General features: G+C 49.2%; 14 protein-coding genes, 13 tRNA genes and 3 rRNA genes. 28 read left to right on the forward strand and 2 right to left on the reverse strand.

Annotated features, from left to right (window positions below; all coding sequences use genetic code 11):
- Positions 1–13 precede the first annotated feature (13 nt).
- The 6 genes from BCOA_RS24945 to BCOA_RS24970 all read left to right on the forward strand — a co-directional run bounded on the left by BCOA_RS24945 (position 14) and on the right by BCOA_RS24970 (position 5,511).
- Positions 14–1,024: a PP2C family protein-serine/threonine phosphatase gene (locus tag BCOA_RS24945; protein WP_014096812.1), complete on the forward strand. Its 1,011-nt coding sequence runs from the start codon at positions 14–16 to the stop codon at positions 1,022–1,024.
- A gap of 69 nt (positions 1,025–1,093) precedes the next feature.
- Positions 1,094–1,429: an anti-sigma factor antagonist gene (locus BCOA_RS24950; RefSeq protein ID WP_026104587.1), complete on the forward strand. Its 336-nt coding sequence runs from the start codon at positions 1,094–1,096 to the stop codon at positions 1,427–1,429.
- Between the two features lie 3 nt (positions 1,430–1,432).
- Positions 1,433–1,903, forward strand: a complete 471-nt coding sequence (gene rsbW / locus BCOA_RS24955) for an anti-sigma B factor RsbW (protein ID WP_014096814.1) — start codon at positions 1,433–1,435, stop codon at positions 1,901–1,903.
- Positions 1,881–2,660, forward strand: coding sequence for an RNA polymerase sigma factor SigB (gene sigB / locus BCOA_RS24960; RefSeq protein WP_014096815.1), 780 nt, complete (start codon positions 1,881–1,883; stop codon positions 2,658–2,660). Before rsbW ends, sigB begins: the two co-directional genes overlap by 23 nt.
- A gap of 5 nt (positions 2,661–2,665) precedes the next feature.
- Complete coding sequence (locus BCOA_RS24965) at positions 2,666–3,259, forward strand: PP2C family serine/threonine-protein phosphatase (RefSeq protein ID WP_014096816.1); 594 nt, start codon at positions 2,666–2,668, stop codon at positions 3,257–3,259.
- Between the two features lie 74 nt (positions 3,260–3,333).
- Positions 3,334–5,511 (forward strand): Tex family protein, encoded by a 2,178-nt coding sequence (locus BCOA_RS24970; RefSeq protein ID WP_014096817.1) that lies wholly within the window; start codon positions 3,334–3,336, stop codon positions 5,509–5,511.
- Positions 5,512–5,533: 22 nt separating this feature from the next.
- Here the strand turns inward: BCOA_RS24970 and cmpA are convergent, their stop codons facing one another.
- On the reverse strand, positions 5,534–5,650 hold the full coding sequence (gene cmpA, locus BCOA_RS35060; RefSeq protein WP_088775937.1) for a cortex morphogenetic protein CmpA: 117 nt from the start codon (positions 5,648–5,650) through the stop codon (positions 5,534–5,536).
- A 150-nt stretch (positions 5,651–5,800) separates the two neighbouring features.
- On the opposite strand from cmpA, the gene BCOA_RS24980 reads away from it, so the two are divergent.
- The 21 genes from BCOA_RS24980 to tsaD all read left to right on the forward strand — a co-directional run bounded on the left by BCOA_RS24980 (position 5,801) and on the right by tsaD (position 15,889).
- On the forward strand, positions 5,801–6,292 hold the full coding sequence (locus tag BCOA_RS24980; protein WP_014096818.1) for a SprT family protein: 492 nt from the start codon (positions 5,801–5,803) through the stop codon (positions 6,290–6,292).
- 111 nt (positions 6,293–6,403) lie between these two features.
- Positions 6,404–6,478: transfer RNA gene (locus tag BCOA_RS24985), tRNA-Asn, on the forward strand.
- Positions 6,479–6,482: 4 nt separating this feature from the next.
- A tRNA-Ser gene (locus BCOA_RS24990) sits at positions 6,483–6,573 on the forward strand.
- 21 nt (positions 6,574–6,594) lie between these two features.
- Positions 6,595–6,666, forward strand: a tRNA-Glu gene (locus BCOA_RS24995).
- A 24-nt stretch (positions 6,667–6,690) separates the two neighbouring features.
- Positions 6,691–6,766, forward strand: a tRNA-Asp gene (locus tag BCOA_RS25000).
- A 1-nt stretch (position 6,767) separates the two neighbouring features.
- Positions 6,768–6,842: transfer RNA gene (locus tag BCOA_RS25005), tRNA-Gln, on the forward strand.
- Positions 6,843–6,847: 5 nt separating this feature from the next.
- Positions 6,848–6,923, forward strand: a tRNA-Lys gene (locus BCOA_RS25010).
- A gap of 7 nt (positions 6,924–6,930) precedes the next feature.
- Positions 6,931–7,012, forward strand: a tRNA-Leu gene (locus BCOA_RS25015).
- Positions 7,013–7,027: 15 nt separating this feature from the next.
- Positions 7,028–7,102 (forward strand) — tRNA-Gly (locus tag BCOA_RS25020).
- A 61-nt stretch (positions 7,103–7,163) separates the two neighbouring features.
- A tRNA-Leu gene (locus BCOA_RS25025) sits at positions 7,164–7,248 on the forward strand.
- A 5-nt stretch (positions 7,249–7,253) separates the two neighbouring features.
- Positions 7,254–7,327 (forward strand) — tRNA-Arg (locus BCOA_RS25030).
- Between the two features lie 136 nt (positions 7,328–7,463).
- Positions 7,464–7,537 (forward strand) — tRNA-Pro (locus BCOA_RS25035).
- Positions 7,538–7,544: 7 nt separating this feature from the next.
- Positions 7,545–7,618, forward strand: a tRNA-Gly gene (locus tag BCOA_RS25040).
- A gap of 120 nt (positions 7,619–7,738) precedes the next feature.
- A 16S ribosomal RNA gene (locus BCOA_RS25045) occupies positions 7,739–9,292 on the forward strand.
- Positions 9,293–9,610: 318 nt separating this feature from the next.
- A 23S ribosomal RNA gene (locus BCOA_RS25050) occupies positions 9,611–12,543 on the forward strand.
- Positions 12,544–12,859: 316 nt separating this feature from the next.
- Positions 12,860–12,975, forward strand: a 5S ribosomal RNA gene (gene rrf / locus BCOA_RS25055).
- The 16S, 23S and 5S rRNA genes sit together here with 13 tRNA genes alongside, the layout of an rRNA operon.
- 16 nt (positions 12,976–12,991) lie before the next feature.
- Positions 12,992–13,065 (forward strand) — tRNA-Met (locus tag BCOA_RS25060).
- Between the two features lie 195 nt (positions 13,066–13,260).
- Positions 13,261–13,716, forward strand: a complete 456-nt coding sequence (gene tsaE / locus BCOA_RS25065; protein ID WP_014096819.1) for a tRNA (adenosine(37)-N6)-threonylcarbamoyltransferase complex ATPase subunit type 1 TsaE — start codon at positions 13,261–13,263, stop codon at positions 13,714–13,716.
- Positions 13,713–14,414, forward strand: a complete 702-nt coding sequence (tsaB, locus tag BCOA_RS25070; RefSeq protein WP_014096820.1) for a tRNA (adenosine(37)-N6)-threonylcarbamoyltransferase complex dimerization subunit type 1 TsaB — start codon at positions 13,713–13,715, stop codon at positions 14,412–14,414. The genes tsaE and tsaB overlap by 4 nt, the downstream gene beginning before the upstream one ends.
- 2 nt (positions 14,415–14,416) lie before the next feature.
- Positions 14,417–14,872, forward strand: coding sequence for a ribosomal protein S18-alanine N-acetyltransferase (gene rimI, locus BCOA_RS25075; RefSeq protein ID WP_014096821.1), 456 nt, complete (start codon positions 14,417–14,419; stop codon positions 14,870–14,872).
- Entirely contained in the window at positions 14,873–15,889 is a 1,017-nt protein-coding gene (gene tsaD, locus BCOA_RS25080; protein WP_017550684.1) for a tRNA (adenosine(37)-N6)-threonylcarbamoyltransferase complex transferase subunit TsaD, read from the forward strand.
- A 304-nt stretch (positions 15,890–16,193) separates the two neighbouring features.
- Here tsaD and BCOA_RS25090 read toward each other — a convergent pair whose 3' ends face one another.
- Entirely contained in the window at positions 16,194–18,113 is a 1,920-nt protein-coding gene (locus tag BCOA_RS25090; protein ID WP_014096823.1) for an ABC-F family ATP-binding cassette domain-containing protein, read from the reverse strand.
- Between the two features lie 314 nt (positions 18,114–18,427).
- On the opposite strand from BCOA_RS25090, the gene BCOA_RS25095 reads away from it, so the two are divergent.
- Positions 18,428–19,111, forward strand: coding sequence for a redox-sensing transcriptional repressor Rex (locus BCOA_RS25095; RefSeq protein ID WP_014096825.1), 684 nt, complete (start codon positions 18,428–18,430; stop codon positions 19,109–19,111).
- The last annotated feature ends 65 nt before the right edge of the window (positions 19,112–19,176 follow it).

A 19,176-nucleotide genomic window follows, 5' to 3' on the forward strand; every position in this document is an offset into this window, starting at 1 on the left:
TAGGAGGAAAAAGATGGATTTCCGCGATGCAATGGAGCAGGAATATAAAGAGATTCTCAGCCATTTTTTACAGCATCCGGATGAACAGGCGCTGTACCAGTGCGAGAAGTTCAGCCGCAAACTGATTGAAAACCGGGTCTCTCCTGAAGACATGATTATGTGCCACCGCTCTGTTTTGCAGCAAATCGAACCCGGGCTTTCCAAAACGGTGCAGCAGTCCTTTGATGTCCTGCTGGAAGTTATGCTTGCCTACGGGCTCGTTTACAGGGAACAGCAAAGCCTCCGGACAAAACAAAAAGAACTGAAGAGCGAAATTGAGATTGCTGCGGGCATGCAGCAAACCCTGCTCAAGGCGAATGTCCCGGAGCAGGATGGCATTGATATTGGCGTGATCAGCATGCCGGCCAAACAAATGAGCGGCGATTATTATCATTTTATTGAAGATGAGAACCGCCGTATCGGCATTGCAATCGCGGATGTGATCGGGAAAGGGATCCCGGCGGCGCTCTGCATGTCCATGATCAAATACGCGATGGACAGTTTGCCGGAATACAGCCACCAACCCCATATCATTTTGGAAAATCTGAACCGCGTCGTTGAACAGAATGTCGACCCGAGTATGTTTATCACGATGTTTTACGGTATGTATGACCCGGTAGTACATAAGTTCTCCTACGCATCCGCCGGGCACGAGCCCGGTTTTTACTATCATGCGGAAACGGATGAATTTGAGGATTTAATCGCAAAAGGGCTGCTTTTGGGCATTGAAAAAAAATCGAAGTATCATGAATATATAAAAGATGTACAGCTCGGCGATATGATTGTGCTGTTGTCAGACGGTGTAACGGAATGCCGGACAAAGGAAGGATTTGTCAGCCGGGAAACGATTACCGGCCTGATCCGGAAAAATATTCGCAAGAGCGCACAGGAAATCGTGGAAAATGTGTACAGGGAGCTGGAAAGATGGCAGGAATTTGAATTGTGTGATGATTTTACCTTGCTGATTTTAAAAAGAACTGCCTAAAAGCAGGTTTGCCATCAGCCCGGAAAGGGTATGAACCACTTAGTGATGAATGTTAAAGAGGTGAAAGAAATGGACTTTGCAGTAGATGTAAAGGAAAAGGAAAGTCAAAATACCTTAAACGTAACCATTTCGGGGGAAATTGACGCATTTACAGCTCCAAAATTAAGAGAAGCATTTGAACCATATGAAGGAAAAGCAGGTTTGGAAGTTTTAATAGATTTAACCAATGTTTCATATATGGACAGCACCGGGCTGGGTGTTCTGGTCGGTTTGTTTAAAAGCTTGCGGGCAAACGGCGGGATGCTCACGTTGACGGGGCTTTCCGACCGTTTGAAACGGCTGTTTGATATTACAGGCCTTTCCGACATCATGAAGATTAATACCGAAATAGAAGGTGGAGTGTGAGACATGGAGGAGTTTGATCATATCAGTATGAAAATCCCTGCCAAAGCGGAATATGTCGGAGTCATCCGCCTCACCATTTCCGGTATTGCAAGCCGCATGGGATTTGATTACGAACTCATCGAGGATTTGAAGATCGCCGCGAGCGAAGCTATTACCAATGCTGTCCAGCATGCCTATAAGGACAAGGAGGACGGGGAAGTCAGCATCGATTTCAGCCTCTATCCGGACCGCCTTGAAGTCATGGTTTCCGATAACGGAGACAGTTTTGATCTGGAAAAAGTAAGGGAACTTGCTGGGCCTTACACGGAAGATGTGCAGATCGAATTTATGAGAGAAGGAGGATTGGGCCTTTATCTCATTGAAAGTTTAATGGATGAAGTCCGCATACATTATGATGGCGGGATTACAGTCATGATGACCAAGTACCTTCAAGGGGAGCAGGTGGAGACGAATGTCAAAACTGCCTCAACCTGATCAGATTGATGTCAATCAATTGATACAATCTTTTCAGCAAAACGGCGACAAAGAGGCGCAGGAAATACTTGTCGCGCACTACCAGAAACTTGTGGAGTCGCTTGCCCGCAAATATTCGAAAGGAAGAGCCTACCAGGAGGACATTTTCCAGGTGGGGATTATCGGCCTGCTCGGCGCCATTCAGCGCTTTGACCCGAATATTGGAAAAAGCTTTGAATCCTTTGCGATTCCGACCATCATCGGAGAAATTAAGCGGTTTTTGAGAGACAAAACATGGAGTGTCCACGTCCCCCGAAGGATTAAAGAACTCGGCCCGCGGATTAAATCCACTGTTGAAAAACTGACGAACGAACTGCAACGCTCGCCAAAAATCGCTGAAATTGCTGCACATCTTGAAATCTCAGAAGAAGAAGTGCTGGAAGCAATGGAAATGAGCAAAAGCTACCACGCACTTTCCGTTGACCATTCGATTGAGTCGGATTCAGACGGCAGTACCGTGACCCTGCTGGATATGGTCGGCAGTGAAGATGACGGATATGAAAAAGTCAACCAGCGGCTTGTGCTTGAAAAAGTGTTGCACGTACTGAGCGAGAGGGAACGCCAGGTCATCCACTACACGTATATTGAAAATTTAAGCCAGAAGGACACAGGTGAGAAATTGGGGATTTCGCAAATGCACGTCTCGCGCCTGCAACGCCGTGCGATCAAAAAACTGCGGGACGCCATAGAAGGTGAACTGCAACATGTGGAGAATTAGCCATTATGAATTATCTTAGTTCAAAGCAAGTAGAAGTATATGGATTTCAGACAACAAAGGCCGGCCGGGACCTGTGCGGAGACGCCTATTTTATGAAGGCAACGGATGACTATTTCCTCTGTGTGCTGGCAGACGGGCTGGGGAGCGGGGAATTTGCCTACTACTCTTCCCAGGCTGTTGCGAAAGTCGTGAAAGAACAATCGGATGACGATGTTGACACGCTGATGGACGCATGCAATCGTGCTTTGTACCGGAAGCGGGGCGCAGCGGTTGCCATTTTCAAAGCCTGTTTTAAATCACGCCAATTTGTTTACAGCTGTGTCGGCAACATCCGCTTTTTTATGTTGGCACCGGGCGGCAAACTGACTTATCCGATCCCGATTACCGGGTACTTGTCCGGCAAGCCGCAGCAATTCAAAACCGAGATTTTTGACTATGAACCGGGTTCCAGGTTCGTCATCCATTCAGACGGTGTGAAAGAGCGGAATGTCCAATCTTTTTTGAAGAAATGTGAGTCTATCGAACGGATTGCCGACCGGTTAAAAGAACAACAGACCATGGATGACGACGCTACATTTATTATTGGGAGCTTGCAGTAAAGGCAAGCTTTTTTATTTTGCAATTTTTTTCAGCCCGTAAAGCATGATAAAATAACAGAAGAGTAATCAGAAGTGTGGTGTTTAATTTGGAAGAAAAACAGGCAAGGCTTATCAGCCAGCTGGGAAAAGAATTGCAGTTCCCGGAAAAGAGCATCCGGAATGTCATCGGTTTGCTGGAAGACGGCAATACCGTTCCTTTTATTGCCCGTTACCGGAAAGAAATGACCGGTGCGCTCGATGAAGTGCAGATCCGTGACATTATGGAGCGGTGGAACTATTTACAAAATCTTGAGCAGCGAAAAGAGGAAGTCATCCGCCTGATCGATGAGCAAGGAAAATTAACAGAAGAGCTGAAAGGGAAAATTTTACAGGCAGAAAAGCTTCAGCTGGTAGAAGACCTCTACCGCCCGTATAAACAAAAACGCCGGACAAGGGCCACGATTGCAAAGGAAAAAGGGCTGGAACCGCTGGCTCGCTGGATGCTTTCGTTTCCGGCTGAAGGCGACCTGGATGCTGAACTGGCAGCGTACGTATCAGCGGAAAAGCAGGTGGCATCTGCCGAAGAAGCATTGCAGGGTGCAAAAGATATAATTGCCGAAATGGTTTCGGACGAGCCGAAATACCGCGGCTGGATCCGTGGTCAAACGTTTAAAACAGGCGTGATGGCAAGTACCGTCAAAGACGCGGAAAAAGATGAGAAAAAGGTATACGAAATGTATTACGCCTACGAAGAACCGGTCCGCAAAATCGTTCCCCACCGCGTGCTTGCGCTTAACCGCGGCGAAAAAGAAAACATTTTGCGCGTATCCATTGAGGCCGACACCGAGCGGATTTTGGCGTATTTGAACCGGCAAGTGATCCGGAATGAAGCCTCCATTACATCAGGCATCGTCAAGGAAGCGGTGGAAGATGGCTATAAACGGCTAATTGAGCCCGCCATTGAAAGGGAAATCCGCAACGAACTGTCCGAAAAAGCGGAAGACCGGGCGATCCATATTTTTGCCGAGAATTTAAGGAACCTGCTTCTTCAGCCGCCTTTAAAAGGAAAAACGGTGCTCGGGGTTGACCCGGCGTACCGGACCGGCTGCAAACTCGCAGTCGTGGATGAAACGGGCAAAGTGCTGAAAATCGGCGTGATTTACCCGCATCCGCCAAAACCGAAAACAGAAGAAGCCAAAGCGATTGTAAAAAGCATCATCCGGGATTTTAAGGTGGAGGTCATTGCGATCGGAAACGGCACAGCCTCACAGGAAACCGAGCAATGGATTGCCGGTATTTTAAAAGAAATAGAAGAAGATGTTTCCTATGTGATCGTCAATGAAGCGGGGGCAAGCGTCTACTCTGCATCCGACCTTGCCCGCAAAGAATTTCCGGATTTGCATGTTGAAGAACGGAGCGCCGTCTCCATCGCCCGCAGGCTCCAGGACCCGCTGGCAGAGCTTGTGAAAATCGATCCGAAATCGGTCGGTGTCGGGCAGTACCAGCATGACGTTTCGCAAAAGAAACTGAATGAATCGCTCACTTTCGTCGTTGAAACAGCCGTCAACCAGGTCGGTGTCGATGTCAATACCGCATCCCCGTCTCTTTTGCAATATGTGTCCGGGCTCAGCAGCACTGTAGCGGGCAATATTGTAAAATTCCGCGATGAGAACGGCAAATTTAAAAACCGGGCCGAATTGAAAAAGATTCCCCGCCTCGGCGCAAAAACATACGAACAAAGTATCGGCTTTCTCCGCATACCGGATGGGGAAGAACCACTTGATAAAACACCGATCCACCCGGAAAGCTACGATGCGGCCAGATCTTTGCTGAATGAACTGGGCATGACGACAGCGGATATCGGTACAGAAAAGCTGATCCAATCGCTCGAAACACTGTCTGTCCCGGAAATGGCAAAGACACTCGGCATCGGCGAACTGACCCTGCAAGATATTTTCGAAGCCTTGAAAAAACCGGGCCGCGACCCGCGTGATGAACTGCCAAAACCGCTTTTGAAAAAGGATATTATGAAACTGGAAGATCTGAAACCGGGGATGGAGATGCAAGGAACCGTCCGGAATGTCGTCGATTTCGGGGCGTTTGTCGATGTCGGCGTGAAAGAAGACGGGCTTGTCCATATTTCAAAATTAAGTAAAGGTTTTGTTAAACATCCGCTTGATATCGTCTCAGTCGGCGATATTGTTACCGTATGGGTGGAGAAAGTGGACGTCCAAAAAGGAAGATTATCGCTCACCATGCTTCCAAATGATTAAAAGTGAAAAGAAGATGCGCCAGTTACACGCGCATCTTCTTTTCATTGTAAAAAAACCAGCATTCATTCAGCAGTTTAATTTCACTGCGCCTTTTCTCGCAAAAAGCTCTCCGTATTTGGTTTTGAAACCATACCGGCACACAAACGCCCCCTTGTTCCTGAATGCTGAAACAAAACCAATCCCCCCGCACTTTTACTAAAGTATATGCTATAATAACTTGTCATGTGAAAAGAAAAGCGCAGGTGCCCGCGGCATCCATTTTTCATTATGAGTAAGGAGGCATACGGCCATGGATAACAAGGAATTGCAAGGCCTTGTGGAAAAAATATCAATGGAGTATTTTCACAAACCTTTCCGGCATGCAGCCTCATTTAATCCCCGGCTGCGGACCACCGGGGGAAGATATTTGTTAAAAAGCCACAATATCGAAATCAATAAAAAATATTTAGAAGAACTCGGAGAAAAAGAGCTGATCGGCATTATCAAACACGAACTTTGCCATTACCATCTTCATCTGGAAGGGAAAGGGTACAGGCACCGGGATGCGGACTTCAAACAATTGTTAAAGGAAACGGACGCGCCCCGCTATTGTGCCGTGCTGCCGAGTAAAGCAGCTTCCCGCATGATCAGCCGCCCGTCCCCGCGTTACGAATATGTCTGTACGGAGTGTGGCATCCTGTATAAAAGGCAAAGAAAGGTCAACACCAACCGGTACGTTTGCGGGAGATGCGGTGGAAAACTGGTGCTGCACAAAACGTATGCTGAACCGGGCCGGAAATAATGGGCATGCAGCATCTTCGAAACAAGCTTTAAAAATAAATTTTAAAACAGGGTTGACACCTTCGTGTCCCGTCATTATAATGTTAAGAGTCGACAAGATGTTGCTTGTTATTCCGCAGTAGCTCAGTGGTAGAGCAATCGGCTGTTAACCGATCGGTCGTAGGTTCGAATCCTACCTGCGGAGCCATTTTGGGGAAGTACTCAAGTGGCTGAAGAGGCGCCCCTGCTAAGGGCGTAGGTCGCGTAAGCGGCGCGAGGGTTCAAATCCCTCCTTCTCCGCCATACATACAAAGCAGTCATCGCGGCCCGTTGGTCAAGCGGTTAAGACACCGCCCTTTCACGGCGGTAACACGGGTTCGAATCCCGTACGGGTCATTTGAAATTTATCATATCATGAGTGGTTCCGTAGTGTAGCGGTTATCACGCCTGCCTGTCACGCAGGAGATCGCGGGTTCGATTCCCGTCGGAACCGCCATTGGGCCATAGCCAAGCGGTAAGGCAACGGACTTTGACTCCGTCATGCGCTGGTTCGAATCCAGCTGGCCCAGCCATTTTTGAGCCATTAGCTCAGTTGGTAGAGCATCTGACTTTTAATCAGAGGGTCGCAGGTTCGAATCCTGCATGGCTCACCATTTATCCGCGGGTGTGGCGGAATTGGCAGACGCACCAGACTTAGGATCTGGCACCGCACGGCGTGGGGGTTCGACTCCCTTCACCGGCATTGATTTGATAAATCGCGGAAGTAGTTCAGTGGTAGAACATCACCTTGCCAAGGTGGGGGTCGCGGGTTCGAATCCCGTCTTCCGCTCCATAAAAAGTAGTTGACATCCATAAAAGGTTTTGATATAATATAAAGGTGTCAAGTTAATAACGCGGTCGTGGCGGAATGGCAGACGCGCTAGGTTGAGGGCCTAGTGGGAGTTAAATCCCGTGGAGGTTCAAGTCCTCTCGGCCGCATTTACGCGCCCATAGCTCAATTGGATAGAGCGTTTGACTACGGATCAAAAGGTTAGGGGTTCGACTCCTCTTGGGCGCGCTATTTTTTCATGCAAAAAAGATCTGTTAACAGCTGCGTAAAAGGCTCCAGAGCTTACCGGGCAGTTGAAAACTTTATAAAAAACAGGCCTTTTCTTATTATAAGTTGGTTTGATAGTTTTTAGACCAGGGAAATGCGGGAAATAGCTCAGCTTGGTAGAGCACATGGTTTGGGACCATGGGGTCGCAGGTTCGAATCCTGTTTTCCCGATTTGCATGCGGGTGTAGTTTAGTGGTAAAACCACAGCCTTCCAAGCTGTTGTCGTGGGTTCGATTCCCATCACCCGCTCCAAATTTTATGTTGACAGTGACTTGTTGTAATGTTATACTAAATAAGTTGCTAATTGAGATTGTTCCTTGAAAACTGGACAAAACGAAACGTCAAATTCTTTTTGAGCTTTTATCAAACATCTTTACTGAGAGTTTGATCCTGGCTCAGGACGAACGCTGGCGGCGTGCCTAATACATGCAAGTCGTGCGGACCTTTTAAAAGCTTGCTTTTAAAAGGTTAGCGGCGGACGGGTGAGTAACACGTGGGCAACCTGCCTGTAAGATCGGGATAACACCGGGAAACCGGGGCTAATACCGGATAGTTTTTTCCTCCGCATGGAGGAAAAAGGAAAGACGGCTTTTGCTGTCACTTACAGATGGGCCCGCGGCGCATTAGCTTGTTGGTGGGGTAACGGCTCACCAAGGCAACGATGCGTAGCCGACCTGAGAGGGTGATCGGCCACATTGGGACTGAGACACGGCCCAAACTCCTACGGGAGGCAGCAGTAGGGAATCTTCCGCAATGGACGAAAGTCTGACGGAGCAACGCCGCGTGAGTGAAGAAGGCCTTCGGGTCGTAAAACTCTGTTGCCGGGGAAGAACAAGTGCCGTTCGAACAGGGCGGCGCCTTGACGGTACCCGGCCAGAAAGCCACGGCTAACTACGTGCCAGCAGCCGCGGTAATACGTAGGTGGCAAGCGTTGTCCGGAATTATTGGGCGTAAAGCGCGCGCAGGCGGCTTCTTAAGTCTGATGTGAAATCTTGCGGCTCAACCGCAAGCGGTCATTGGAAACTGGGAGGCTTGAGTGCAGAAGAGGAGAGTGGAATTCCACGTGTAGCGGTGAAATGCGTAGAGATGTGGAGGAACACCAGTGGCGAAGGCGGCTCTCTGGTCTGTAACTGACGCTGAGGCGCGAAAGCGTGGGGAGCAAACAGGATTAGATACCCTGGTAGTCCACGCCGTAAACGATGAGTGCTAAGTGTTAGAGGGTTTCCGCCCTTTAGTGCTGCAGCTAACGCATTAAGCACTCCGCCTGGGGAGTACGGCCGCAAGGCTGAAACTCAAAGGAATTGACGGGGGCCCGCACAAGCGGTGGAGCATGTGGTTTAATTCGAAGCAACGCGAAGAACCTTACCAGGTCTTGACATCCTCTGACCTCCCTGGAGACAGGGCCTTCCCCTTCGGGGGACAGAGTGACAGGTGGTGCATGGTTGTCGTCAGCTCGTGTCGTGAGATGTTGGGTTAAGTCCCGCAACGAGCGCAACCCTTGACCTTAGTTGCCAGCATTCAGTTGGGCACTCTAAGGTGACTGCCGGTGACAAACCGGAGGAAGGTGGGGATGACGTCAAATCATCATGCCCCTTATGACCTGGGCTACACACGTGCTACAATGGATGGTACAAAGGGCTGCGAGACCGCGAGGTTAAGCCAATCCCAGAAAACCATTCCCAGTTCGGATTGCAGGCTGCAACCCGCCTGCATGAAGCCGGAATCGCTAGTAATCGCGGATCAGCATGCCGCGGTGAATACGTTCCCGGGCCTTGTACACACCGCCCGTCACACCACGAGAGTTTGTAACACCCGAAGTCGGTGAGGTAACCTTTATGGAGCCAGCCGCCGAAGGTGGGACAGATGATTGGGGTGAAGTCGTAACAAGGTAGCCGTATCGGAAGGTGCGGCTGGATCACCTCCTTTCTAAGGGGAAAAGCGTAGGGCGCTTGTTCATCGGCGTACGGATTTCGTAGTCTTCGACTGAGATAAAGGAAACACGATGAGCCTTAAAGGCGAATCGATGTTGACTTATCGTAGGGAGAAGACGTAGAAATACGCTAGCCGATAGCGCCCGGAGCTAGACAGAAAAGGAAAACTTCGTTTTCCACAATTAAGTTTGATGTTTCCGTTTTGTCCAGTTTTGAAGGTTCAATCCTTCAACATGTGTTCTTTGAAAACCGGATAGGAGAAATAAACCAAGTAAACTGAGAATCGCTTATTTTTGGATTTAAACCTTTTTATGGTTAAGTTAGAAAGGGCGCACGGTGGATGCCTTGGCACTAGGAGCCGATGAAGGACGGTACAAACACCGATATGCTCCGGGGAGCTGTACGTAAGCTTTGATCCGGAGATTTCCGAATGGGGAAACCCCCTGTCTTTAATCGGACAGGATTCCTGCCTGAATCCATAGGGCAGGAAGGGCACACCCGGGGAACTGAAACATCTCAGTACCCGGAGGAAGAGAAAGCAATTGCGATTTCCCAAGTAGCGGCGAGCGAACAGGAAACAGCCCAAACCGGAAGGCTTGCCTTCCGGGGTTGTAGGACACTCATATGGGAGTTACAAAAGAACGGGGTAAGTGAAGCGGCTTGGAAAGGCCTGCCGGAGAAGGTAAAAGCCCTGTAACTGACACTTCGTTCTCTCCCGAGTGGATCCTGAGTACGGCGGGACACGAGGAATCCCGCCGGAATCCGGGAGGACCATCTCCCAAGGCTAAATACTCCCTAGTGACCGATAGTGAACCAGTACCGTGAGGGAAAGGTGAAAAGCACCCCGGGAGGGGAGTGAAAGAGATCCTGAAACCGTGTGCCTACAAGTAGTCAGAGCCCGTTAACGGGTGATGGCGTGCCTTTTGTAGAATGAACCGGCGAGTTACGGTCTCATGCAAGGTTAAGCTGAAGAAGCGGAGCCGCAGCGAAAGCGAGTCTGAACAGGGCGAAAGAGTATGAGGCCGCAGACCCGAAACCAGGTGATCTACCCATGTCCAGGGTGAAGGCAAGGTAACACTTGCTGGAGGCCCGAACCCACGCACGTTGAAAAGTGCGGGGATGAGGTGTGGGTAGCGGAGAAATTCCAATCGAACTTGGAGATAGCTGGTTCTCTCCGAAATAGCTTTAGGGCTAGCCTCAAGCGAAGAGTTTTGGAGGTAGAGCACTGTTTGGACGAGGGGCCCTCATCGGGTTACCGAATTCAGACAAACTCCGAATGCCAAAAACTTATGCTTGGGAGTCAGACTGTGAGTGATAAGATCCATGGTCGAAAGGGAAACAGCCCAGACCGCCAGCTAAGGTCCCAAAGTATACGTTAAGTGGAAAAGGATGTGGCGTTGCTTAGACAACCAGGATGTTGGCTTAGAAGCAGCCATCATTCAAAGAGTGCGTAATAGCTCACTGGTCGAGTGACGCTGCGCCGAAAATGTACCGGGGCTAAACGTATCACCGAAGCTGCGGATGGACACCATTTGGTGTCCGTGGTAGGAGAGCGTTCTAAGGGCGTTGAAGCCGGACCGGAAGGACCGGTGGAGCGCTTAGAAGTGAGAATGCCGGTATGAGTAGCGAAAGAAGGGTGAGAATCCCTTCCACCGAATGCCTAAGGTTTCCTGAGGAAGGCTCGTCCGCTCAGGGTTAGTCGGGGCCTAAGCCGAGGCCGAAAGGCGTAGGCGATGGACAACAGGTTGATATTCCTGTACCGCCTCTTCACCGTTTGAACGATGGGGGGACGCAGGAGGATAGGGCAAGCGCGACACTGGTTGATCGCGTCCAAGCAGTTAGGCCGGTGCGGAGGCAAATCCTTCGCGCCAAGGCGGAGCTGTGATGGTGAGGGAAATTTTAGTACCGAAGTTCCTGATTCCACACTGCCAAGAAAAGCCTCTAGTGAGGTGAAAGGCGCCCGTACCGCAAACCGACACAGGTAGGCGAGGAGAGAATCCTAAGGTGAGCGAGAGAACTCTCGTTAAGGAACTCGGCAAAATGACCCCGTAACTTCGGGAGAAGGGGTGCTTTTTGGGGTGTATGCCCCGGGAAGCCGCAGTGAATAGGCCCAGGCGACTGTTTAGCAAAAACACAGGTCTCTGCGAAGCCGCAAGGCGAAGTATAGGGGCTGACACCTGCCCGGTGCTGGAAGGTTAAGGAGAGGGGTTAGCCGTAAGGCGAAGCTCTGAACTGAAGCCCCAGTAAACGGCGGCCGTAACTATAACGGTCCTAAGGTAGCGAAATTCCTTGTCAGGTAAGTTCTGACCCGCACGAAAGGTGTAACGATCTGGGCACTGTCTCAACGAGAGACTCGGTGAAATTATAGTACCTGTGAAGATGCAGGTTACCCGCGACAGGACGGAAAGACCCCATGGAGCTTTACTGCAGCCTGATATTGAATTTTGGTACAGCTTGTACAGGATAGGTAGGAGCCTTGGAAACCGGAGCGCCAGCTTCGGCGGAGGCATCGGTGGGATACTACCCTGGCTGTATTGAAATTCTAACCCGCACCCCTTACCGGGGTGGGAGACAGTGTCAGGCAGGCAGTTTGACTGGGGCGGTCGCCTCCTAAAAGGTAACGGAGGCGCCCAAAGGTTCCCTCAGAATGGTTGGAAATCATTCGCAGAGTGTAAAGGCATAAGGGAGCTTGACTGCGAGACTTACAAGTCGAGCAGGGACGAAAGTCGGGCTTAGTGATCCGGTGGTTCCGCATGGAAGGGCCATCGCTCAACGGATAAAAGCTACCCTGGGGATAACAGGCTGATCTCCCCCAAGAGTCCACATCGACGGGGAGGTTTGGCACCTCGATGTCGGCTCATCGCATCCTGGGGCTGTAGTCGGTCCCAAGGGTTGGGCTGTTCGCCCATTAAAGCGGTACGCGAGCTGGGTTCAGAACGTCGTGAGACAGTTCGGTCCCTATCCGTCGCGGGCGCAGGAAATTTGAGAGGAGCTGTCCTTAGTACGAGAGGACCGGGATGGACGCACCGCTGGTGTACCAGTTGTCTTGCCAAAGGCATCGCTGGGTAGCTATGTGCGGAAGGGATAAGTGCTGAAAGCATCTAAGCATGAAGCCCCCCTCAAGATGAGATTTCCCACAGTTTATACTGGTAAGATCCCTGAAAGATGATCAGGTTGATAGGTCCGGGGTGGAAGCGCGGCGACGTGTGGAGCTGACGGATACTAATCGATCGAGGACTTAACCACGAAAAGCGGAAGCGCCTTGCTCATCGGCGTACGGATTTCGGAGCTTTCGACTGAGATAAAGGAAACACGGCGAGGTATCGAGCCGATGTTGACTTATCGTAGGGAGAAAGCGTAGAAATACGCTAGCCGATAGGCGCTGGAGCTGGACAACAGAAAAGCGGAGGTGCCTTACCAAAGGCGCTGAAGCTAGACCATTCTCAAAGTTAGAAATGCGTTCTCCGTTTACAGTTTTTTCTCCCATCCTGTTTTGAAGGAATACAATTATTTCTCTTGATAAATAACAGCAACTGTGTTATAATATTTCTTGTCATTAAGGTCCGGTGGCGATGGCGGAAAGGTCACACCCGTTCCCATCCCGAACACGGAAGTTAAGCTTTCCAGCGCCGATGGTAGTTGGGGGTTTCCCCCTGCGAGAGTAGGACGCTGCCGGGCCTGAATATATTATTATCGCGGGGTGGAGCAGTCTGGTAGCTCGTCGGGCTCATAACCCGAAGGTCGCAGGTTCAAATCCTGCCCCCGCAATCGATCAGAACAAGCAGTGGTTTGACTGCTTGTTCTTTATATTTTTCATCCTGTTTTTGCGTATTTATCCAAAATCGGTTAAACTAGAATTGGATTGGAGCATCCTTAGGAACATTCCTAAGGCTTTTTTTATAAGGCGCGCCGTACTTTGGATTGGCGGCAATTTGCGATAAAGTTGTAGAGGAGAGGCGGCAAATGGGGAGTTATCGTTTCGTTTCCAACAGCCCTGAAGAGACTTTTTCTTTTGCAGAAAAAATGGCTGCCCATCTGAAACCGGGGGATGTCCTTTTGCTGGAGGGTGACCTGGGGGCAGGAAAAACGACTTTTACAAAAGGGATTGCGAACGGGCTGGGCATTCGCCGTACCGTGAACAGCCCGACTTTTACCATTATAAAAGAGTACCGGGGGAACCTGCCGCTGTATCATATGGACGTATACCGTTTGGAGGATGCGCAGGAGGACCTTGGTTTTGATGAATATTTTGAAGGTGATGGCGTGACGGTTGTGGAGTGGGCACATTTTATCAAAGATCTGTTGCCTGAGAGCTATTTGGAAATCCGCATTCTCCGCCTTGAAGGAGACCGCAGGCTTATTGAAGCGGAACCGTTTGGGGACCGTTATGTATCATTATGTGAGGAGATTTTTGGATGAAAGTTTTGGCAATCGATACTTCAAATGAAGTGCTGGGCGTTTCATTGGCCGATGATCATGTTGTGCTGGCCGAATATATGACAAATTTGAAAAAAAATCATAGTGTCCGCGTGATGCCGGCTGTGCAGGAAGTCATGGAGGCGTGCGGGATAAAACCGGCTGAGCTGGATAAGATTGTGGTGGCAAAAGGGCCCGGATCTTACACCGGCATACGGATTGGCGTCACGATCGCAAAAACGATGGCCTGGAGCCTTCAAATTCCATTGGTGGGGGTTTCCAGCCTGAAGTTGTTGGCGGCGTCCGGCCGTTATTTTGACGGGTATATTTCCCCGCTTTTTGATGCGCGCAGAGGGCGGATTTATACCGGTTTGTACCGCTATGAAAACGGGGTTTTGCAAACAGTAGTGGAAGATTGCAATGTATCATCCGCTGAATGGGGAACCCGGTTAAGTGCGCTTGAGGCGCCCGTATTATTGATCGGCCAGCATGTTGCCCTTCATGAAGCCGTTCTTGCGAAGAAGCTGGGAGATAAAATGGCGGTAGCAGATTGGACCCTGCATAATCCGAGGCCGGGCGAACTGGCCAGGCTTGGGATGGATGAACCGGACGCGGAGATACACACTTTCGTTCCAAATTACATACGGTTAGTAGAGGCAGAAGCCAAATGGCTTGAAAAGCATAAACGGGAGAGTCACTAAAAATGGAAAAAACGGGGAAAATAACGCTGCGAAAAGCCACGCTTGCAGATTTGGACGGAATTTACAATGTGGAGATGCATTCTTTTACAATGCCGTGGACACGTGAAGCATTTTACAACGAACTGGTTCATAATCATTTTGCCATGTATCTTGTGCTTGTCGAGAATGAAAAGGTTATCGGTTATTGCGGCGTGTGGGTCATTGTCGATGAGGCGCATGTGACCAATCTTGCGGTGCTCCCGGAGTACCGAGGCCGGAAACTGGGAGAGACGCTGTTAAAAAATGTGATGGCTTACGCCGCATTGAACCATGCCAAAACGCTCAGCCTGGAGGTACGCGTCAGCAATATGATTGCGCGCTCCTTATACAGGAAGCTCGGATTTCGGGAAGGCGGCATCCGGAAAGGCTATTACACGGATAATTATGAAGACGCAATTGTGATGTGGGTGAATTTATAAATGGAAAAAGATTTGTTGGTATTAGGCATAGAAACGAGCTGCGATGAAACGGCTGCAGCTGTCATTAAAAACGGGACGGAAATTGTTTCCAATGTGGTCGCTTCTCAGATTGAAAGCCACAAACGGTTCGGCGGGGTGGTGCCAGAGCTTGCATCCCGCCACCATGTCGAGCAAATTACCATTGTCATTGAGGAAGCGATGCAGCAGGCAGACGCGGCTTTTAAAGACCTGGATGCGATCGCCGTGACAGAAGGGCCCGGGCTTGTGGGCGCGTTGCTTGTTGGCGTCAATGCCGCAAAGGCGCTCAGTTTCGCGCATCAGATTCCACTTGTCGGTGTCCATCATATTGCCGGCCATATTTATGCGAACCGGATCGGGCATGAAATGAAGTTTCCGCTGCTTGCGCTTGTCGTTTCAGGAGGTCATACGGAGCTTGTGCTGATGAAGGGCCATGCCGAGTTTGAAGTAATCGGCGAAACGAGAGATGATGCGGCAGGGGAAGCTTATGACAAAGTAGCACGAACGTTGAACCTTCCTTATCCGGGCGGTCCGCAGATTGACCGGCTTGCCCATGAAGGAAAGCCAAATGTTGATTTGCCGCGATCCTGGCTGGAAGGGACTTATGATTTCAGTTTCAGCGGGCTCAAATCAGCCGTCATTAACACCCTCCATAATGCCGCGCAGCGCGGGGAAAGCATCCGGCCTGAAGATATGGCCGCAAGCTTCCAGCAAAGTGTGATTGATGTATTGGTCGGTAAAACCGTGGAGGCGGTAAAAGCGTTTGGCGTCAAAGAAGTGCTGGTCGCCGGCGGTGTTGCCGCGAACAAAGGATTGCGCGCTGCCCTTTCAGAAGCATTCCGGGATCTCCCTGAAGTGGCGTTGCGCATCCCGCCGATCCAGTTATGCACAGACAATGCGGCGATGATTGCCGCATGCGGGACGGTGCTTTTTGAAAAGGGAAAAAGAAGCTCCCTTGACTTAAATGCTTATCCCGGGCTGGACATTGAAAACTTTTAAACAGGGTTGTGAAAAACCGGTGTATGGGAATCGTCCATACACCGGTTTTTTTTGGAGATATGCAGGGGAATTGTGCGCAATCTGTGGAAAAGTTGTTGATAAATGATTGGACTTGTGTAAAACTTTTAAAATTTTTTCCGGACAGGCTGTGGGTATTGTGGATAAATCTGTTGATAATTGTGGATTTTGTGGAAAAACGTTTTGGAAAGCAAGAAATCAATATACCGCCTGTGCATAAATCTGTGCATGGCGCGAGATGCCAAAATAAAAACCTGTGCAGAAAATTTCCACACAGGTCCAAACATTACTCCGCCAGTTCTGCCCATTCTTCCATCAGCGCGTCCAGCTCCAATTTCCGTTGCTCCAGTTCTTCTGTCAGCTCGCGGATTTTAATATGGTCCTGAAAGATTTCCGGGTCGGCCATTTTTTCTTCCCGGTCATGAATTTCTGTTTCCAACGTTTCAATTCTTGTTTCAATTTCTTCAATCCTCCGCTTTTTTTGCCGCTCGCGTTTTTTTGCTTCTTTATCCTGCCGGTAGTTGTTTTTCGCCGGCTGTTCCGCTTTAACCTTTTCTTGTTTCGTGTTTTCCAGGCGTGCAATTTCCAGCATTTCTTCTTTTTTTTGCACATAATAATCATAGTCGCCGAGAAATTCACGGGTTCCCTCCGGCGAGAGCTCCACCACTTTTGTGGCAATCCGGTTAATGAAATAGCGGTCGTGGGAAATGAACAAAATCGTTCCCGGGTAATCGATGAGCGCATTTTCCAGTACTTCTTTACTGTCCAAATCAAGGTGGTTTGTCGGTTCATCTAAAATTAGAAAGTTCGCCTTTTCCAGCATCAATTTGGCGAGGGCAAGCCGGGCTTTTTCGCCGCCGCTTAAGGATGAGACGGTTTTTAAAACGTCATCGCCGGAAAAAAGAAAATTCCCGAGTGCCGTGCGGATTTCTTTTTCTGTTTTCAGCGGGTATGCATCCCATAATTCCCGGAGGACCGTTTTATTGGAAGATAAGTCGGCCAGTTCTTGATCGTAATAGCCGGTCATAACGTTGGAGCCATATTCGATCGTGCCGGATATCAGCGGGATTCTCCGGATAATCGATTTCAAAAGCGTTGACTTGCCGATGCCGTTCGGGCCGACAAGGGCAACACTGTCTTGTTTTTTGACTGAAAGATGGATGTTTTTGGCAACCGGCTCCCCGTCGTAGCCGATGGCAGCATCCCGGACATGAAGGACTTCGTTCCCGCTTTGTTTGGCAATTTCAAACGAAAACCGGGCAGATTTTTCATCGCCAAGCGGCTTGTCCATCAATTCCATTTTTTCCAGTTGTTTCCTCCTACTTTGCGCCCGCTTTGTCGTGGTGGCACGGGCAATGTTTTTTTGGATGAATGCCTGCAATTTCGCAACTTCTTCCTGCTGCTTTTCATATTGTTTGACCTCTCGCTCGTACTGGGCGGCCTTTTGTTCCAGATACCGGCTGTAGTTGCCGTGGTATTTTTTAATGGAATGCCTTGAAATTTCATAGACCTGGTTGACGACTTTATCCAGAAAATAACGGTCATGGGACACGATCAGAATGGCGCCTTCATAGCCTTGTAAATATTGCTCCAGCCAGGTGAGCGTTTCGATATCGAGATGGTTTGTCGGCTCATCCAAAATGAGGATGTCCGGCTTTGTGAGCAGCAATTTCGCCAATGCAAGGCGTGTTTTTTGCCCGCCGCTTAATGTCCGGATCGGGGTGTTGTAGTCGTACTGGTCAAAACGGAAGCCATGCAGAACGGACCGGATATCCGCTTCGATCTGATATCCGCCTTCATCTTTAAAACGTGTCTGCAAAGTATCATAAGCATGCAGCACTTTTTCATACTCCGCCGGGCGGTTATAAATCTTAGGGTCGGCCATTTTTTGTTCGTATTCGCGAAGCTGTTTTTCCATATCCAGCAAATTTTTAAAAACCGACATCATTTCGTCCCAAATGGACAGATCCGATTCGAGTCCGGTATTTTGGGCGAGATAACCGATTTCGACACCATTCGGCATAATGATGGAACCTTCATCATAAGAAAGCTGGCCGGCGATGATTTTCAGGAGGGTCGATTTGCCGGCCCCGTTTCTCCCGACCAAGGCAATCCGGTCTTTTGTTTGAATTTCTAATTTTATATCCGATAAAATAAGTTCAGCGCCATAATATTTTGTGACTTGTTGAACTTGCAGCAACATCATCTTTATGTTCACCTCTATACCATTGTAAGTGTACAGGAAGGCGAACTGCAACTCAACCGGCGTGATCGGAATTTGTCAAAAAACTTTTCACATAAATTCGTAAAAACCCATGAAAAAAATGCTTACTTGTGATATATTTAACATAGTTGGAGAGAGAAAAAGACGCATGCAGGCATTTTTTTAAAACATATTTTTTCTTTGCTCAGATAGGAGTAATATTATAATGAAGAATGGCAGCGCTGCCATTCTGGAATGGACGCACGATTGGAACCAACAGCACAAAAAACTTAAGCTTTCAACTTGGGGGATTTCACATGAAGGATGAATCAGTAAAAATACCGCAAGCCACTGCAAAACGGCTTCCATTATATTACCGGTACCTGAGAAATTTATATACACTTGGCAAGCAAAGGGTATCCTCGGCGGAACTGAGTGAAGCGGTGAAAGTCGACTCCGCTACGATACGCAGGGATTTTTCCTACTTCGGGGCACTTGGAAAAAAAGGTTATGGTTATAATGTAAAATATTTATTGTCTTTTTTCGGCAAGACGCTGAACCAGGATGAGATCACAGATGTAGCGCTGGTTGGCGTTGGGAACCTCGGTACAGCCCTTTTGAATTACAATTTTTCGAAGAATAACAGCGCACGGATTGTGATGGCATTTGACAATGACCCCGGGAAGGTGGGGAGCCATGTTGGCAATGTGCCTGTTTACAGCATGGACGAATTAAGAGAACGGCTTTGCGCGGAAGATGTGACGGTTGTGATTTTGACGGTCCCCGCTTCCAGTGCCCAGGCAGTGACAGACGAGCTTGCCAGTACAAATGTAAAAGGCGTTTTAAACTTTACACCTGCCCGGCTGAACGTGCCGCCGGATATCCGCGTCCATCATATTGACCTGGCCGTGGAACTGCAGGCACTGATCTACTTTTTAAAACATTATTCAAATGATGAAGAAAATTTGAAAGAAACAAAAGAGCCGGTTGCGAAGCCATAGCCAAAAAGCTTTTTTTCCGTTATCATAGTGGGTACAGGGGGTGGCCCGATTGAAAACGGAATGCA

The sequence above is a fragment of the Heyndrickxia coagulans 36D1 genome (assembly GCF_000169195.2).
GTDB classification, from domain to species: Bacteria; Bacillota; Bacilli; order Bacillales; family Bacillaceae_C; genus Weizmannia; species Weizmannia faecalis.

Coding starts and splice junctions, on each gene's coding strand:
- BCOA_RS24945 (WP_014096812.1), top strand. CDS start 14: ATGGATTTCCGCGATGCAATGGAGCAGGAATATAAAGAGATTCTCAGC.
- BCOA_RS24950 (WP_026104587.1), top strand. CDS start 1,094: ATGGACTTTGCAGTAGATGTAAAGGAAAAGGAAAGTCAAAATACCTTA.
- rsbW (WP_014096814.1), top strand. CDS start 1,433: ATGGAGGAGTTTGATCATATCAGTATGAAAATCCCTGCCAAAGCGGAA.
- sigB (WP_014096815.1), top strand. CDS start 1,881: ATGTCAAAACTGCCTCAACCTGATCAGATTGATGTCAATCAATTGATA.
- BCOA_RS24965 (WP_014096816.1), top strand. CDS start 2,666: ATGAATTATCTTAGTTCAAAGCAAGTAGAAGTATATGGATTTCAGACA.
- BCOA_RS24980 (WP_014096818.1), top strand. CDS start 5,801: ATGGATAACAAGGAATTGCAAGGCCTTGTGGAAAAAATATCAATGGAG.
- tsaE (WP_014096819.1), top strand. CDS start 13,261: ATGGGGAGTTATCGTTTCGTTTCCAACAGCCCTGAAGAGACTTTTTCT.
- tsaB (WP_014096820.1), top strand. CDS start 13,713: ATGAAAGTTTTGGCAATCGATACTTCAAATGAAGTGCTGGGCGTTTCA.
- rimI (WP_014096821.1), top strand. CDS start 14,417: ATGGAAAAAACGGGGAAAATAACGCTGCGAAAAGCCACGCTTGCAGAT.
- tsaD (WP_017550684.1), top strand. CDS start 14,873: ATGGAAAAAGATTTGTTGGTATTAGGCATAGAAACGAGCTGCGATGAA.
- BCOA_RS25090 (WP_014096823.1), bottom strand. CDS start 18,113: ATGATGTTGCTGCAAGTTCAACAAGTCACAAAATATTATGGCGCTGAA.
- BCOA_RS25095 (WP_014096825.1), top strand. CDS start 18,428: ATGAAGGATGAATCAGTAAAAATACCGCAAGCCACTGCAAAACGGCTT.